Source organism: Photorhabdus sp. RM322S (genome assembly GCF_042879395.1).
GTDB classification, from domain to species: Bacteria; Pseudomonadota; Gammaproteobacteria; order Enterobacterales; family Enterobacteriaceae; genus Photorhabdus; species Photorhabdus khanii.
The window spans coordinates 244,884-261,522 of sequence record NZ_JBHFKW010000001.1; the positions used below are offsets into that span (position 1 = coordinate 244,884).

Here is a 16,639-nt window from a genome sequence, read left to right on the forward strand (position 1 = left end):
TTAGTGCAGGCTATTCTTATGGACAAATAGTGAACACCGATAGCGTACAAAATTTAAAACGTACATGCAGTAACGGTACATGAAGAATTTGAGCCCTGCTCAGTGTTCACTGTTATTACTAAAGAATGGCAAAGGAAATAACCTAATGGGATAGGCAGTAAGTAAAAAGGCTCCCGAAGCCAATTGCCTATTGGGTGATGATAATAACGAGGCGTTAAAATGAAAAAGACAGCTATCGCGGTAGCAGTGGCAGTGGCCACTTTCACAACTGCAACGCAAGCAGCTCCAAAAGACAACACGTGGTATACCGGTGGTAAATTGGGTTGGTCCCAATACCATGACGTAAACTTCTACGGTAACGGTTATACCAATGAAATCGGTAATGGCCCTACTCACAAAAGCCAACTGGGTGCTGGTGCTTTCTTAGGCTACCAAGCTAACCCATATCTTGGTTTTGAAATAGGTTATGACTGGTTAGGCCGTATGCCTTACAAAGGTAACGTAAACAATGGCGCCTTCAAAGCTCATGGTTTCCAACTGGCGACTAAATTGAGTTATCCAATTATGGATGATCTGGACGTCTATACTCGTCTGGGTGGTATGGTTTGGCGTGCAGATTCCAAAGCGAATTACGGTGCCACCAATACTCATCTGAGAAATCATGATACAGGCGTTTCGCCACTGGCAGCTATTGGTGTCGAGTATGCGGTGACCAAAGACTGGGCGACTCGTCTGGACTACCAATGGGTTAACAATATCGGTGATGCAGGTTCAGTCGGTGCGCGTCCTGATAACGGCTTGCTGAGCGTAGGTGTTTCTTATCGCTTCGGCCAAGATGAAGCAGCCGCTCCAGTTGTTGCTCCAGCTCCAGTTATCGCTCCAACGCCAGCGCCAGTTGTTGAGAACAAACGTTTTACTCTGCGTTCTGATGTTCTGTTCGCATTCGCCAGCGCTGAGCTGAAAGCAGAAGGCAAGCATACTCTGGATAAACTGTATACTGAATTGGCAAACATTGACCCAACTCAGGGTAAAGTGCTGGTTCTGGGTTACACTGACCGTATCGGTAAAAACGAACACAACCAGCCATTGTCTCAAAAACGCGCTCAAAGCGTAGTTGACTATCTGGTAGCTAAAGGCGTTCCTACCGGTAGCATCAGCGCAGAAGGCCGTGGTAAAGCAAATCCAGTAACCGGTTCTACTTGCGACAAAATCAAAAAACCGAATTTAATCAACTGCCTGGCTCCAGATCGTCGTGTAGAGATCGAAATCCAGGGGATTAAAGAAGTTGTTACTCAAGCGCAAAAAGCTGCTCATTAATCGCCTTTATTGATTACATTAGTCATTAAAAGCGCAGAAAGCCCCATTTTCAGATGGGGTTTTCTTTTAGCTGTCTCCCCCAATCCTAAAAGTTCGTTTCGCTCTCAATGAGAATTTAGGCGGGAAAATTCCACAGTTTTGTTAAGAATCTCGTTACAATACCAACCCACAACAACTGAGGCTACTCGTTCTTACCCAGAATAACTTCCAAGTCATGCTTCAAACTGGACATTTGGGTGGCGTATTTTTCTTTACGTTCAGCATCTTCAATTAATTGTATGATAGTTTCGGACAACGTATTACCCCGTCTCTGAGAAAGTGCAGATAAACGATGCCATACAAGAAAATCTAAATCGATAGATTTCTTGCGGGTATGCTGATGTTCCGCATTAAAATGCCGTTTACGCCGGGCTCGGATAGTTTGCTTCATTCGGTTGAATAAATCAGGATTCATATGCTGCTCAATCCATTTAAGTACCCTTACCGGCTCACTCTCAAGTTTGATCAGCTTATCAACCGCTGCATGAGCTGCGCTGTTTTCTATATATTTAGTAATTGGCTCACCTTCCTGATGTTTTCTAATCAGATAAGCCCATTTCCAGCCACATTCCAAATTTTCCAGTTGTTGATATTTCATCTTATTTTCCCGGTGACAGCGTAACTTAAAAATAAGCATAGCAACTATTTTAACAAATTGCTTATAACCAAACTGATTAATACCTATTTTTTGCTCAAAATAATGCCTTACATAAAGCGTCCGAAATAGCAAACATTCAAGCATGTTGGTTTATATCTTAATCTTGTATAATCGACGCTTTCCTACTTCACATATATAGCGATCACTTTGACCAATAACAAACTAGACTGGCAGGCATTACTGCCGAATTGCGCACCCTATGAAGCGCTTTTTCATTCTGCTTCCCAACAGACGCCTGCCAGTATGGAAGCCGTTCAATTACGGCTGTATAGTGGCTTGCAGCTTTTCTGCCGGATGGATTCCCGCCAGCCTTTTATGCTGTTGAAAGCCGAAGAATGTGATACTTATTTGTCAGCATTGGCTGAATCTATCCATCCATTACTCCCTAAAGACATTCCCCAAATTGGTGGCAATTATCAGATAGAACAACAAAAAATCAGCTGGCAACCCTCAGCAGAAGGCCATTTCACACCTGAGTTGCGAGTAGCCTATCGTGAATGGATAGAAGCAGAGCAATTATTTGGCTGCGTCCATTCTCACCACGGAGAAATTCACCTGCAACCCGGTCTGGTCCATCAGGTAAATGGCGGTGTACTTATCCTGCCATTACGTACCCTGTTATCTCAGCCATTAATGTGGGTTCGCCTGAAACAGATGATTATTCAGCAACGTTTTGAATGGTTATCTCAGGATAATAATAAACCTTTGCCATTACCAATCCCCTCCATGCCATTAAATCTGCGTCTGATTCTGGTTGGGGATCGTCTGAGCCTCGAAGAGTTTCAGGTTACAGAGCCTGAATTAGTGAAAAATGCGCTATATGGTGAATTTGAGCTGGATATGCCACTGCATAATGAGCAAGATTTAAGTCTGTGGTGCAGTTATATCAATGGGCTTATTCAACAGTGGCAATTGCCACCATTGAGCGGTAATGCCTGGCCTGATTTTATCCAACAAGCAATTCGCTATGCCGAAGATCAACACAGCTTGCCTTTGGATATTCTCTGGCTGCAACGGCAACTGACCGCTGCGTCACTCTATCAGCAAGAAAATCAGATTACAGCGCTATCAATTAAACAAGCAGAAGAAAATCGTCGCTGGCGCCACAACTATCTGCCCAAACGTGGCTTAGACGATATTCATCAAGGTCAGATTCTTATCCGCACCCAAGGCATGGTCATCGGTCAGATTAACGGATTATCTGTACTGGAATATCCCGGCCACCCAGATCCCGTCGGCGAGCCATCCCGTATTACTTGTGTGGCTCATATGGGAGATGGGGAATTTATTGATGTTGAACGTAAAGTCGAGTTAGGCGGTAATATCCATGCGAAAGGTATGATGATTATGCAAGCCTTTCTGATTTCCGAGCTAAAGCTGGATCAACCACAACCTTTCTCTGCCTCTATTGTATTTGAACAGTCCTATGGTGAAGTTGATGGCGATAGCGCTTCACTTGCTGAATTATGTGCACTGGTAAGTGCGCTTTCCCAGCACCCCATCGATCAACAACTGGCAGTCACAGGTGCGGTGGATCAATTTGGTTATGTTCAACCCATTGGTGGTATTAACGAAAAAATAGAAGGTTTTTTTGAAATATGCCACCGCAGAGGACTCACCGGCCAGCAAGGCGTTATCCTGCCAACAGCGAATATCCGCCATTTATGTCTTAATCAAGCGGTTGTAGACGCGGTAAAAGAACAAAAATTTCATTTATGGTCAGTAGAGCATGTTTCTGAAGCACTACCTTTATTAACAGGTGTCCCTTATTATGATCAACAAGAAGAACACTTGTTAGCTATGATACAAGAACGTATAACCCAAGCGAATAATCAGGAACGGCCTAAATTTCCGTGGTTTCTTCGCTGGTTAGGTTAATTCAGAATGTCTGATCGGAGTTGTTCAGCGTACAAGTGTACACTATTATTTACCCTACATTAAATATAAGGCTATTTTAGAATATGGTTGATAAACGCAAATCCTACACAAAAGAAGATCTTATGGCATCTGGACGAGGTGAATTGTTCGGAGAAAATGGGCCGCCATTACCATCAGGCAATATGCTGATGATGGACCGCATCATTGAGATGACAGAAAACGGTGGCACCCACGGTAAAGGCTATGTAGAAGCTGAACTGGACATTAATCCTGATTTGTGGTTTTTCGGCTGCCATTTTACTAACGATCCGGTAATGCCGGGCTGTCTTGGCCTTGATGCAATGTGGCAATTAGTGGGATTCTTCCTTGGCTGGGTAGGTGGCGAAGGCAAAGGCCGCGCGCTTGGTGTTGGCGAAGTTAAATTTACTGGTCAGGTATTACCAACAGCGAAAAAAATCACTTACCGCATTAATTTCAAACGTGTTATTAACCGTAAATTGATTATGGGTCTGGCTGATGGTGAAGTACTGGTAGATGGCAAAATTATCTATACTGCAACAGATCTGAAAGTGGGGCTGTTTAAAGATACCAGCACTTTCTGACAAACTAATCAGTGAAATATCAAAAAGAAAGGTGACTGGCTAATTGCTTTTCACCTTTTTATTATCAAGTAACACCCACCGTGTCTATATCTGGAGTGACGCTCCCCACCCTGTCGAGGATTTACGGCTGTTTTTGCTAACATATTCTTCCCGCAAAGACCATTCCAGCGACACCTCAAAATCCGGGGTTTGATACCCAGTAATGGTAATAGAACGTAAAAATTAAGTTAATCTCTGAATTTTGACCTGCCTGCACATATTTCGACGTAAAACCAGACCTGATCAATCTGCATCATGGGCACTTATTCTCTTTGGCTGATTAGTATGCAATTGGCAAATTGTGCTATGCTCAAATTGACTTGGCATATCAAATAAGCTCACAAGAGCATACTGATAACAAGTAAAAATATTAATAAAATTTATGATTAGTGATTATTATTAACAAACACAACCAAGGGTGATTGATATGAACATCAGAAAGATAGTGCTCATAACCGTAGCGTTGACTCTTACACCAACTGCTATAGCAAAAAAACTAGATAGGATTGACGGTACCGTCGAAATGCTAAAAGCACCTAACACTAATGGAGATTGCTATGGAAAAATAGCGACTCCTACTCACACACAAGGATTTAGGTGGGTATGTACTATTAATGGTGGGTCGACGTTATTATCATTGCTTCAAACAGCCTATACAAGTCATGAAATTGTAACCATATCAATCGCTGGGATTGAGGAATATAGCCGTCTCTTTTGGGTTGAATTACATCATAAATGTTTATCAAACCCAGCTTACTGCAATTATTGAATTACTTTATCCTTCGCATTAGTAAGTAGATTATTTAATGGCCGTAACATCAGCCATGTTGAACAGGTTAAATAGGATATGTCACCTGGCGGCCATTGATTCACATTTTATCGAATTCGCAAATAAAATCTCGAAGGAGCACAACAACATGAAAAAATTGGAATCCTGACATTACTAATATTTACCGATTTATTACACACCGTGCATTAAGACCTTTATCGTACAATATCTTAAAATAGAATTATTAGTGCCGGGATAAACTTATTTTATGCGATATGACCATTTTTACTTTAATCACCACAAAGGGAAATCTAAGCAGAAAAAATATCAACAAGACTTAATCTGACAGATATCTGTATTAATCAGTCACTGTCAGATCAAATTTAGGTTAATATACATTTATAAAAAGTAGAGATTTTGCTCACTATTACTTAATTTGTGGCCTTAGCTTGCCAGACTAAGCCATTGTTACCCTGTCTTCCATAGCCTGACGCCACCCTCCTAACCAATGAGAACGGGCATCTAATGAACAATAGGGGCAATGCTCCCTTGGACGTCCTAAAATGCCAGCCTGATACCCTTTCGACAACGCACGCGCTAAACGATCTCGTTTCTGTCTCTTCATGCCTTATTTACCTCATAAGCTATATCAGTAGAAAGAAAACAGTGGCCGTCATTTATCCAACCACAATTTAGAAATACCCCTATAAGTTTTGAAAATCAAGTCAAGAAGTTCATATTAATGTAATATTTGTTATATCCGTACAAAAGAATCGATAACAGGCTAATAATAAAGAGAAATTTTTATCTTGCTGATAATAATTATTTATCTTCTCCGGGCGAAAAAGGCTTTAACACCCGGAGAATGACAGAGGTTAAGATTGGGAAATGAGTTGATTGGCAATAGCCTGCGCTAATTGGCTCCATCCTTTTGCTAATGTGCGCACTAAATCATCGTAACCATCTTCTTCCTGTTTTAGCTCCAGATTAAAAGGCTGTTTAACAACGCTCCCCTGATGGGTTAATGTCCAGTAACCTTGCAGAATCACCTTACCATCATAACGACCATGAAAACGGGTAACTGTCACATTCAAAGAATCCGGCTTATTAACCAATGGTTGGGCAGAAACCAAACGTCGAGGCAACGCCACGGTTAATTCAGCTACCAGCACTTGTTGTAATTGCTGTTCCAGTGGACTGGCCCATAAATGATTCACTGCACTTATATAACTGACATCACTGCTTTGATATACCACACCGGAGGATGACAGATAATCGGATAACATAACCCGTTGTACCCATAACTGACGATCATGCTGTACAGCAGCACTCTTTTGTGGCGTTACTTCTACTACCGGCAATTGGTAATACGTTTTTTCCGGCTGACTACTACAAGCAGAAATAAGAATCACTAAGATTAACGCCGATATTCTCATCATTTTTTAGCCTTCTTCGGTTCTGGATCTTCAATTGGTTTAGCCTCAAAAACTAACGCATTACTCTTATTATTCAGTGTCTTCAGCACGGGACGCAGCTCACTCAATACTTGATCCAGTCTCTGCATATTATCCAGCATCTTGTTATAAGCCGGTGAGCCAGGCTGGAAACCTTGCATACTGCGGTTAAACTCCTGCAATGTCTTCTGTATATCTTTCGGCAGCTCTTTCGTTTCAGGATTTGCCAGCACTTTATTCAATTCATCAAGGGTCTTTTGCGCTTTTCTGATCGCCTTCTGGCTCTCTTCCAGAGTACGGATAGCCTGATTAAACATCGGTTCAACCGGCATATTATTAATTTTGTCCAGCGCTGAAATGACTTTATGCTGAATCTGAGCAAGACCGCCACTGATTGTCGGTAATAACGGATAACCTGCGATCTCATACGGTCCGGCCCACCCTTTTTCATTCGGATAAAAATCCAAATCAATAAACAGAGCGCCAGTCAACAAGTTACCTGATTTGAGAGAAGCCCGCAGGCCACGTCTAGTTATGCTATTCAGCTCTTTCTCAACATCAAACCCTTTTCCCAACTCTTTCTCAAAGCGTCCTGGTTCAATAGAGATAAGTACCGGAATACGAAAATCGTTATCCATACGCTGTATCATCCCTTCCGAATAGAACGGTACCTTTGCCACCGTCCCCAGACGAATCCCGCGAAACTCCACTGGCGCCCCCGGTTGTAAACCACGAACGGAATCAGAGAAGAGCAACAGATAATCTTTATGTTCGGTATATAAAGAATCCTGAATGCTTTTTTTATTATCGAAGAGTTTGTAAGTGGTCTTTTCTTTAACCGGCCCCCCCAGTTCCCAACCTTTAGGTACATCAAAGCTCACACCACCACCAAACAGAGTTGATAGCGAAGCCATGTCAACACGCACCCCTTGGGAAGACAGATCAACCGTGATACCACTTTCTTTCCAAAAACGGACGTTAGTTGTCAGCAATCCATCATAAGGTGCATTAATAAACAATTGGTATCGCATCAGGTGGGATTTTGGTTCAAACTCGCTGATTTCAACAGAGCCAACCCGATAGCCCCGAAACAGCACTGGATCGCCCGGATTGAGCTGACCGGCTTTATCACTGTTCAGTATTACACGGATACCTTTTGCGTCAGGTGAAGCCAATGGCGGTGAATCCAACAAATTAAATTCATCTTCTTCATCACCCAGTGCTCCCGGTTGCAGTTCAATAAAAGCCCCGGACAGAAGAGTACCAAGACCAGATATGCCATCACGGCCAATCTGCGGTTTCACCACCCAAAAGGCACTATCACTGTGTAATAGGGTTTCCATACCATCATGCAGCCGGGCCTTGATAATAACCTGACTAAGATTATCACTCAGCATGACCCTCTCAACCACGCCAACATCCACACTGCGGCTCTTAATTTTAGTTTTACCTGCTTCAATTCCTTCTGCGTTGGAAGTAATCAACGTCACTTCCGGCCCTTGGTGGCTGAAATGGTAAAATAATATCCAGGCACCAATAAGCACCGTCACAATCGGCACAATCCAGACTGGCGACCAACTTTTAATTTTATCGATTCTGGCCTGACTCTGGTCTTCAACTTTATCCGTCACTTTGACACTCCTTTATTGCCTTATAACGAATGTTTAACGTTGGCTCTATCCCAAATTAAACGAGGATCAAATGTAATTGCCGCAAACATAGTTAAGATCACAACTAAAGCAAAAATAACCGCCCCCATAGCAGGGTAGACACTCATCAATTTCCCCATACGCACCAGTGATGACAATATTGCAATAACAAATACATCAATCATTGACCAGCGGCCAACAAATTCCACAATTTCATAAATAAAATGCATCTGTGCAGAATCCCGTTTACCGTGGCCTTTGGCATCCCAACACAACCAGCCAATCGCCAGCATTTTCAATGATGGCACCATAATACTGGCGATAAAAATGATTAAAGCTACCGGATATGAACCGACACTCCACAGTAATATCACCCCAGCAATAATCGTGGAATCACTCTGATTGCCGAGCGATTCTGTCACCATCATTGGCATGACATTAGCGGGAATATAAAGCATTAAAGCCGTAACCAGCAGCGCCATTGTCCATTGCAAACTGTTACGGCGACGGGCATGTCCCCGGGTATGACAGCGTGAACACACCAGCTGGTCCACCGGTAAAATAGCCGTACAACACTGACATAACCGGACGCCCTGCACCAAACCCGATTTCCCAGCCTGTAACGGTATATCTACTTTAGACGCGGGCACAATCTGGTTCCATAACCAGTGGCGATCCAGGCACTGAAATGCCCTCACCTGGAGAAGACAAAACAGGCAATATGGCAGAAAACTTACACCTAACCCAATATCACCATAAGCCATTAATTTGACGAAGCTGACTAATACCCCTGCCAGAAAGATTTCAACCATACACCAGTTTTTCATCTGAAATAGCACCCGGGCCAACCAAACTCTCATCTTCTGAGAGATAACAACGCCCTGGCACAACAGGATAACCGCCACCATACAAAATGCAGGCACCAGCTGAACACAGAGCAGAAAAAATGTTCCTATACTGGCGTAATCTTCGTTGAACAGTACCTGTGGGATTTGAGATAAGGTAATTTCGCTGCCAATTCCTGCCACATTCATGCGAACAAACGGAAATAAGCAAGCAATCAACAGCATAAATAATGCACTGATTGCATAACCCGTTGGTTGATGTTTAGGTTCCTTCCACCATGTGACTAACGTTATTTTACAACGAGGACAAATCGCCTTCGTTCCCTGAACCCATTCTGGCAATACCACCAGCAAATCACATTGAGGGCACAATACCATGTCATGATGATGGTTATTGGAACACAAGGTCTTTCTCCTGTAAGGAAGCCGGGAATATCCGCAGAATCATACTCAGAGTGATCCTACGGAATAATTCCGCTAAGTATGATGATTATTAGCCGTTTTTCAATGTTTCCAATTCCTGCCAGCGATCAAAAGCAGCTTCTAATGCTTGCTCTCTTTCAGACAATTTTGTCAATATTTTTTTGGTCACTGCATGAGGTTGATTAAAAAACTCAGTATCACTCACTTGAGATTGTAATTGACCAATCTCTTCTTCCAGTTTCTCCAACAATGACGGTAATTGCTCTAATTCACGCAACAAATGGTGACTCATTTTGTTACCATTACGTTTTGGTGACGCTTTAACCTTCTCTGCTTTAACTTCAGCCTGAAGTTTTTTCTCACTCTGCTGGCGCAGTGATACAGTCTGCGCACGCTGTTGCTGAGCATCGTAATAACCACCAACATAGTTTTTAATCACGCCATTGCCTTCAAAAATCCAGCATTCAGTCACTGAGTTATCAACAAACTGACGATCATGGCTGACCAGCAATACTGTACCTTTATAACTATCCACCAGCTCTTCCAGCAATTCCAGTGTTTCCACATCCAAATCGTTGGTTGGTTCATCAAGCACCAGCAGATTACTGGGTTTCAGGAACAGACGCGCCAGTAACAAGCGGTTCCTCTCACCACCGGAAAGCGCTTTAACCGGCGTCATCGCCCGTTTAGGGTGAAACAGAAAATCCTGCAAATAACCCAGAATATGACGAGAACGGCCGTTAACCATCACCTCCTGCTTACCTTCAGCCAGGTTGTCCATCACCGTTTTTTCAGGATCAAGCGCTGCACGATGCTGATCAAAATAAGCAATCTCCAGCTTAGTACCACAATGAACGCGGCCGCTATCGGGTTGCAGATCGCCCTGCATCAATTTCAGTAAAGTTGTTTTACCACAGCCATTTGGCCCCACCAGTGCAATTTTATCCCCACGCTGAATCTGAGCACTGAAATGACTGACCAGTTTCCTGTCATCAATCTGATAATTAACATTTTCCAGTTCAAATACAATCTTACCGGAACGACTTGCTTCTTCCATCTGTACTTTAGCTGTTCCCATCACCTCACGACGTTGGGAACGCTCAACACGTAATGCTTTCAACGCCCTGACACGCCCTTCATTGCGGGTACGGCGCGCTTTAATCCCCTGGCGAATCCACACTTCTTCCTGCGCCAATCTGCGATCAAATTCGGCGTTCTGCATTTCTTCCACACGCAACGCTTCTTCTTTGCCTTCAAGAAAATTGTCGTAATTACCCGGCCATGAAACCAATTTACCGCGATCCAAATCAACAATACGGGTTGCCATATTGCGAATAAACGAACGGTCATGGGAGATAAAAACAATACTGCCTTGAAAATCTTTCAGGAAATTTTCCAGCCATTCAATGGTATCAATATCCAGGTGGTTGGTTGGCTCATCAAGAAACAAGACTTTTGGTGAACTGACCAGCGCCCTTCCCAATGCCGCCTTACGCAACCAGCCACCAGAAAGAGCGGAGAGTTTCTCTTCAGCAGGTAAAGAGAGCTGTTTCAACACGTCATTAATACGACTATCCAGTGACCATAATCCACGGATATCCAGCACTTCTTGCAATTCCGCCAAACGGTTGAGGTTCTTCTCACTTGGATCATGTTCCACCAAACGGGAAACCTGATGGAAAGATTTAATGTATTCCGCCTGTTCCTGAACACCTTCGGCAACAAAATCAAAAACAGTCCCTTCCACATCACGGGGAGGGTCCTGTTGTAACCGGGAAACGATCAGATCCTGTTCATAAATAACCTGACCGTCATCCAGCGGTTGTTCTTTTGCTAATACTCGCAACAAAGTCGATTTTCCGGCGCCGTTACGGCCAACCAGACAAACCCTTTCATTTTCTTCTATATGCAATTCTGCATTATCAAGTAACGGCGCATCACTGAACGACAACCATGCACCGGATAAATTGATTAATGACATAGTAATTATTTTTCCTCACCAGCATGACGTAATAGCCAGCAGTTATGAATCTGACGGTTACGGGCAAAATCCTGCGACTGGGTTTTGCTGGTGATCTCTTCTGCCACCAGGCCAATTTTTTCCAGCTCAGAAAAATCCATTTTAAAACCGCGTTTATTGTTGGAGAACATCAGAGTTCCACCACGACGCAACAGGCGCTTAAGCTGTTTCATCAACATGATATGGTCGCGTTGTACATCAAACGTATCTTCCATCCGTTTAGAGTTGGAGAAAGTTGGCGGATCGATAAAAATCAAATCAAATTGTTCATGGGTCTGTGCCAACCAAGCGAGACAATCAGCCTGAATTAACCGGTGTTGACGTCCGGTCAACCCATTGGCCTGTAAGTTCCGTTCAGCCCACTCAAGATAAGTACGGGACATATCTACTGTCGTCGTTGAACGCGCGCCTCCCAGCCCAGTATGCACCGTTGCTGATCCGGTATAAGCGAACAGATTCAAAAAATCTTTTCCTTCACTCATTTCACCCAGCATTTTCCGGGCAATACGATGATCAAGGAACAGGCCCGTGTCCAAATAATCAGCCAGGTTGACCCAAAATTTTGCGCCATACTCATTTACCAGAAAGAATTCTTGTTTCTCTGCTATTTTCTCATACTGGCTTTTGCCCTTCTGGCGCTGACGGGTTTTAAGCACTAACTGATTTGATGAAAGCCCAAGAACCTGCATTGTTGCACTGATAACATCGAATAAACGCTGACGTGCTTTATTGGCATCAACACTTTTCGGTGGAGCATACTCCTGGATCACCACTTTATCCGCGTAACGGTCGACAGCAACGTTATATTCCGGTAAATCGGCATCATACAGACGATAACAATCAATGCCTTGCTGTTTCGCCCATTTAGTGAATTTCTTTTCATTTTTGCGAAGACGGTTGGCATAATCTTCCGCCATATCCATCTCTAATGAGTGAGGTTTATCTGACAGCTGATAGTTTTTCTGTACGCAATCCAGTGGGCCATTTTTGGCTTTAAATTCACGTTCAGCCCGCAATTGCAGGCAGCTCAACAATTCAGGCGACGCACTGAATAGAGAGAGGCGCCAACCAGGAAAGCGGCTTTTCATCACCCGGCCAAATAAACTGTGCAATGCAACCAATGCTGGCTCACTTTCCAGGCGCTCACCATAGGGTGGATTACTTAACACTGTTCCCACTGGTCCTTCCGGTAACGGGTTTTCCAAGCGGCTCGTATCACCTTGCTGGAAAGTTATTAACTGTGCAACACCTGCTCTGCGGGCATTTGACCGCGCCATATCCAGCACTCTACGATCAATATCAGAACCAACAAAACGGGCATTTGTCTCCTGAAGACCTTTACGGAAACGGATCTGTGCTTCCGCAGTGACTTCACGCCAAATTTTTTCATCATGTTTCAACCAAGCGGTAAAACCCCAATGATCACGATGCAGCCCCGGTGCCCGATCAGTCGCCATCATTGCCGCTTCAATCAATAATGTGCCTGAACCACACATGGGATCGACCATCGGAGTATCAACCTGCCAACCTGAACGCAGAATAATCGCGGCTGCCAGATTTTCTTTCAGTGGGGCCTGACCAGCAAGATCGCGGTAACCACGGATATGCAGACCTTCACCACTCAAATCTAGCGCAACACTGGCTTTTTCTTTACTCAGGAAAACATTAATACGGATATCCGGCTGCTGCTTTGCCACATTTGGGCGCTGATCCAGCTTACGGATAAAGCTATCAACAATGGCGTCTTTAACTCTGAGCGCGCCATATTGAGTATTCCGTATCTCTTCATTTATGCCACTGAAATGCACAGAGAAAGTGCTGTCTACAGAGAAAACCTGGCTCCAATCAATAGACTGAACCCCAAGATAAAGATCTAAGTCGCTGTAAACATTAAATTCGTTTAGCGGTAATAAAATACGTGACGCCAGCCTGCTCCACATCAGACTTTTATACATCACTCTGTCATCACCTTGAAAATGAACTCCGCCCTGCACAATTTTGCACGATTGCGCACCCAGCATTTCCAGTTCGTTCTTTAAAAGTTCTTCTAATCCGCGCGCCGTGCTGGCAAACAGAGAGTTCATATTGCATATCACCAAAAAGAAAATTGTTACGCATTATAGCTAATCCGGGTGACATGTCATAAAGTTGCGCGTGTAAAAAATGTTTCATGGAGATTAATGGATGATAACTCTGTCTCGCCTGTACACTCACCCGGTAAAGTCTATGCGTGGTTTACAACTCTCCCATGCATTAGTCAGTGAAAGCGGCCTTATATTTGACCGCAATTTTATGATCACCATGACAGACGGGACTTTTATTACCGCACGTAAGTATCCTCAGATGCTGTTGTTCACCCCCGCGATGTTAAATAATGGCATTTATCTGCGTGCGCCTAACGGAGAGAACGCCTCGGTACTTTACAGTGATTTCCTGTCTGAACAGCAACCCACTGAAGTATGGGGTAATCATTTCACCGCTCTAATTGCGCCAGAAACAGTTAATCAGTGGTTAAGCGGTTTTTTCGACATTCCGGTACAATTGCGTTGGTTAAGCCATGAATTAACCCGAAGGGTAAAAAAACATCCTGACATTCCATTATCATTTGCGGATGGTTATCCATTTTTACTTATTAATGAAGCTTCATTTCATTTATTACAACAACGTTGCCCAGCCAGTATTAGATTAGAACAATTTCGCCCAAATATCGTTATTACAGGTGCAGCAGCATTTGCCGAAGACAGTTGGCAATCAATCCAAATTGGGGATGTTATCTTTGATTTACCCAAACCGTGCAGCCGTTGCATTCTGACAACCGTCAGCATTGACAAAGGAATTAAAAATCCAAACGGAGAACCATTAGCGACATTACAATCATTCCGTACAGCAGAAAATGGTGATGTCGATTTTGGTCAGAATTTAATTGCCCGTTCTAGCGGTATTATTCGGATTGGGGACAATGTCACAATATTAGCGAAAAAAGATCCCCGTAAGTATGGCAGCGGAGAAAAAGCTGAAGACATTGATGCGCCAAAAACAAATGAACAATCTGTCACTATTGAATATAACGGACAAACTTTTACAGGTAACAATCAACAAATCATTTTAGAACAACTGGAACAACAAGGAATAAGAGTACCCTATTCATGTCGGGCGGGCCTATGTGGATGCTGTAAAATTTCTTTAGTAAAGGGAGATGTTTCCCCACTAAAAGCCACAGCAATTAAAAATGATGGCTATATCCTAGCTTGCTGTTGTATTCCAAAAAATGATCTCATTCTTGAAAATAGCGGCGGAAAATAGATCTTAATCCCAAATCAAACCGTCGTGTCATAAGCCGGCACGCGGTCTGGCTCTATAAAACATCCTGAACTACATGCATAACTCCCTGAAAAAATCGAGAATGATGATTATTACTTTAATGAATTAATTATTACCATAATGAATTTATAACTACTGTCATAAAATGATTACACTCTAACAGGAGCTAACGCAACTCAATCAAAACAGTATGAAGGAGCAAGTCATGGCACGTATTGTCATTGCAGCAGTCGCAACACCCGGACATGTCTATCCGATGTTAAAGGTCGCTCAATCACTGATAGCACAAGGACATCAAGTAACCGTATTCACCGGTGCATTATTTCGCCAACAAACAGAAGCTTTAAGCGCACAATTCGTCCCTTTTGATGAGCAGGTAGACTTTGATTACCGTCATTTAGAACAACATTTCCCCGACCGTGCACAGCTTCCGCCAGGAAATGTACAAATGGCGCTGGCATTTAAGAATTTCTTCTCCGCTCCAATCCCACTTCTCGACCGTCAATTACGCCAGATTATCCGTGAACAACAGGCGGATCTGCTTATAGCCGAGAACTGCTTTTATGGCATATTGCCACTGCTGCAAGAAGAAAAAGCCCATCGTATTCCAGTGATCACAATTGGCATAACGCCTTTGGCTTACTCTTCGAAAGATTCAATTTTCTGGGGGCCACGTATCCCACCCGCAGTATTACCACCAGAATTGACACATGAACAATTAGTGGATGAAGAAAACCGACAACTGATAACCGAAGTGCAGGATAGCTTCAATGCCGCATTAGTTCAGTCCGGCTGCCCTGCGTTAACCCGATCTTTCAACGATGAAATCATTTTTGGCTCTGATCGCTTCTTGCAACTTTCAACCCCGGCTTTTGAATACGCGCGCGAAGGATTGCCTGACACAGTCCATTTTATTGGCCCGCTTCCCAACCCTGCACAGACAACAGAATCACCTCAATTATGGGAAGAAGATGATCCACGTCCATTGGTTATAGTCACTCAGGGCACCATTTCCAATACAGATCTAAATCAGTTGATTTTCCCCACATTGCATGCACTGGCTAAATTACCTGTACGTGTATTGGCAACCACCGGTGGCAGATCGGTAGAAACACTGCGTGAGAACATACCTGAAAACGCCCGCATCGAAGAGTTTATCTCATTTGAGCACTGGCTGCCGAAAGCCTCACTGCTAATATCCAACGGGGGTTACGGAACAATTAACTACGCCCTCAGCCACGGTACGCCGTTGCTCATTGCCGACGCAGGAGAAGGCAAGCAAGAAGCTGCTTTTCGTGTTGTATGGGCTGGATGCGGTACTAATCTGGATACAGCGCACCCCACTGAATCTCAACTTAAACAAACAGTGGAGAATATGCTGAGTACAGACTTGTTTAAACAGCGTGCGCAAATTGTCCAAAAAGATTACGCAAGCCATGATGCATTAGCAACAATCTCCCGTCATGTAGAACAATTAATTCTTGAACAAAGCCCGCACTAACTAAGCCCTAGATACCTTTATCTTTCCTCTCCATTTTGGTGCTAACACAGACTAAAAGGGGGGAGGGAATCGGCATATTTCATAACTTCATGAAAAAATAAATCAATGTGATTATTGTTATAAT

At 43.5% G+C, this 16,639-nt stretch carries 12 protein-coding genes; 5 read left to right on the plus strand and 7 right to left on the minus strand.

Annotation, left to right across the window (positions count from 1 at the left end):
• The first annotated feature begins 219 nt into the window (after window positions 1-219).
• A complete protein-coding gene (ompA, locus tag ACGF63_RS01085; protein WP_387628251.1) occupies window positions 220-1,317 on the plus strand; it encodes a porin OmpA in 1,098 nt (365 codons plus the stop codon).
• Between the two features lie 181 nt (window positions 1,318-1,498).
• Here the strand turns inward: ompA and matP are convergent, their stop codons facing one another.
• Window positions 1,499-1,954 carry a macrodomain Ter protein MatP gene (gene matP / locus ACGF63_RS01090; protein WP_152962943.1) on the minus strand — a complete coding sequence of 152 codons (456 nt, stop codon included), beginning with the start codon at window positions 1,952-1,954 and terminating at the stop codon, window positions 1,499-1,501.
• A gap of 207 nt (window positions 1,955-2,161) precedes the next feature.
• Between matP and ACGF63_RS01095 the strand changes: the two genes are divergently transcribed.
• Window positions 2,162-3,892: a Lon protease family protein gene (locus tag ACGF63_RS01095; RefSeq protein ID WP_152962942.1), complete on the plus strand. Its 1,731-nt coding sequence runs from the start codon at window positions 2,162-2,164 to the stop codon at window positions 3,890-3,892.
• Window positions 3,893-3,975: 83 nt separating this feature from the next.
• Window positions 3,976-4,494: a bifunctional 3-hydroxydecanoyl-ACP dehydratase/trans-2-decenoyl-ACP isomerase gene (gene fabA / locus ACGF63_RS01100; protein ID WP_021324911.1), complete on the plus strand. Its 519-nt coding sequence runs from the start codon at window positions 3,976-3,978 to the stop codon at window positions 4,492-4,494.
• A 1,265-nt stretch (window positions 4,495-5,759) separates the two neighbouring features.
• Here fabA and rmf read toward each other — a convergent pair.
• The 6 genes from rmf to rlmKL form a co-directional block, all read right to left on the minus strand.
• Window positions 5,760-5,927: a ribosome modulation factor gene (gene rmf, locus ACGF63_RS01105; RefSeq protein WP_021324913.1), complete on the minus strand. Its 168-nt coding sequence runs from the start codon at window positions 5,925-5,927 to the stop codon at window positions 5,760-5,762.
• A 250-nt stretch (window positions 5,928-6,177) separates the two neighbouring features.
• The gene (pqiC, locus tag ACGF63_RS01110; RefSeq protein ID WP_023044627.1) at window positions 6,178-6,741 is read right to left on the minus strand and encodes a membrane integrity-associated transporter subunit PqiC; all 564 of its coding nucleotides are present in this window, start codon (window positions 6,739-6,741) and stop codon (window positions 6,178-6,180) included.
• Window positions 6,738-8,387, minus strand: coding sequence for an intermembrane transport protein PqiB (pqiB, locus tag ACGF63_RS01115; protein WP_162524153.1), 1,650 nt, complete (start codon window positions 8,385-8,387; stop codon window positions 6,738-6,740). The genes pqiC and pqiB overlap by 4 nt, the downstream gene beginning before the upstream one ends.
• Window positions 8,388-8,407: 20 nt before the next feature.
• Window positions 8,408-9,655, minus strand: a complete 1,248-nt coding sequence (pqiA, locus tag ACGF63_RS01120) for a membrane integrity-associated transporter subunit PqiA (protein ID WP_152962941.1) — start codon at window positions 9,653-9,655, stop codon at window positions 8,408-8,410.
• An 88-nt stretch (window positions 9,656-9,743) separates the two neighbouring features.
• A complete protein-coding gene (locus tag ACGF63_RS01125) occupies window positions 9,744-11,654 on the minus strand; it encodes an ABC transporter ATP-binding protein (protein WP_152962940.1) in 1,911 nt (636 codons plus the stop codon).
• 5 nt (window positions 11,655-11,659) lie between these two features.
• Complete coding sequence (rlmKL, locus tag ACGF63_RS01130; protein WP_387628259.1) at window positions 11,660-13,777, minus strand: bifunctional 23S rRNA (guanine(2069)-N(7))-methyltransferase RlmK/23S rRNA (guanine(2445)-N(2))-methyltransferase RlmL; 2,118 nt, start codon at window positions 13,775-13,777, stop codon at window positions 11,660-11,662.
• Window positions 13,778-13,877: 100 nt separating this feature from the next.
• Between rlmKL and ACGF63_RS01135 the strand changes: the two genes are divergently transcribed.
• Together ACGF63_RS01135 and ACGF63_RS01140 are read left to right on the plus strand one after the other, a co-directional pair.
• Window positions 13,878-14,996 carry a YcbX family protein gene (locus ACGF63_RS01135; RefSeq protein ID WP_387628263.1) on the plus strand — a complete coding sequence of 373 codons (1,119 nt, stop codon included), beginning with the start codon at window positions 13,878-13,880 and terminating at the stop codon, window positions 14,994-14,996.
• A gap of 223 nt (window positions 14,997-15,219) precedes the next feature.
• Window positions 15,220-16,515, plus strand: a complete 1,296-nt coding sequence (locus ACGF63_RS01140) for a glycosyltransferase (protein WP_132354301.1) — start codon at window positions 15,220-15,222, stop codon at window positions 16,513-16,515.
• Window positions 16,516-16,639: the final 124 nt, after the last annotated feature.

Coding starts and splice junctions, on each gene's coding strand:
- ompA (WP_387628251.1), top strand. CDS start 220: ATGAAAAAGACAGCTATCGCGGTAGCAGTGGCAGTGGCCACTTTCACA.
- matP (WP_152962943.1), bottom strand. CDS start 1,954: ATGAAATATCAACAACTGGAAAATTTGGAATGTGGCTGGAAATGGGCT.
- fabA (WP_021324911.1), top strand. CDS start 3,976: ATGGTTGATAAACGCAAATCCTACACAAAAGAAGATCTTATGGCATCT.
- rmf (WP_021324913.1), bottom strand. CDS start 5,927: ATGAAGAGACAGAAACGAGATCGTTTAGCGCGTGCGTTGTCGAAAGGG.
- pqiC (WP_023044627.1), bottom strand. CDS start 6,741: ATGATGAGAATATCGGCGTTAATCTTAGTGATTCTTATTTCTGCTTGT.
- ACGF63_RS01125 (WP_152962940.1), bottom strand. CDS start 11,654: ATGTCATTAATCAATTTATCCGGTGCATGGTTGTCGTTCAGTGATGCG.
- rlmKL (WP_387628259.1), bottom strand. CDS start 13,777: ATGAACTCTCTGTTTGCCAGCACGGCGCGCGGATTAGAAGAACTTTTA.
- ACGF63_RS01135 (WP_387628263.1), top strand. CDS start 13,878: ATGATAACTCTGTCTCGCCTGTACACTCACCCGGTAAAGTCTATGCGT.
- ACGF63_RS01140 (WP_132354301.1), top strand. CDS start 15,220: ATGGCACGTATTGTCATTGCAGCAGTCGCAACACCCGGACATGTCTAT.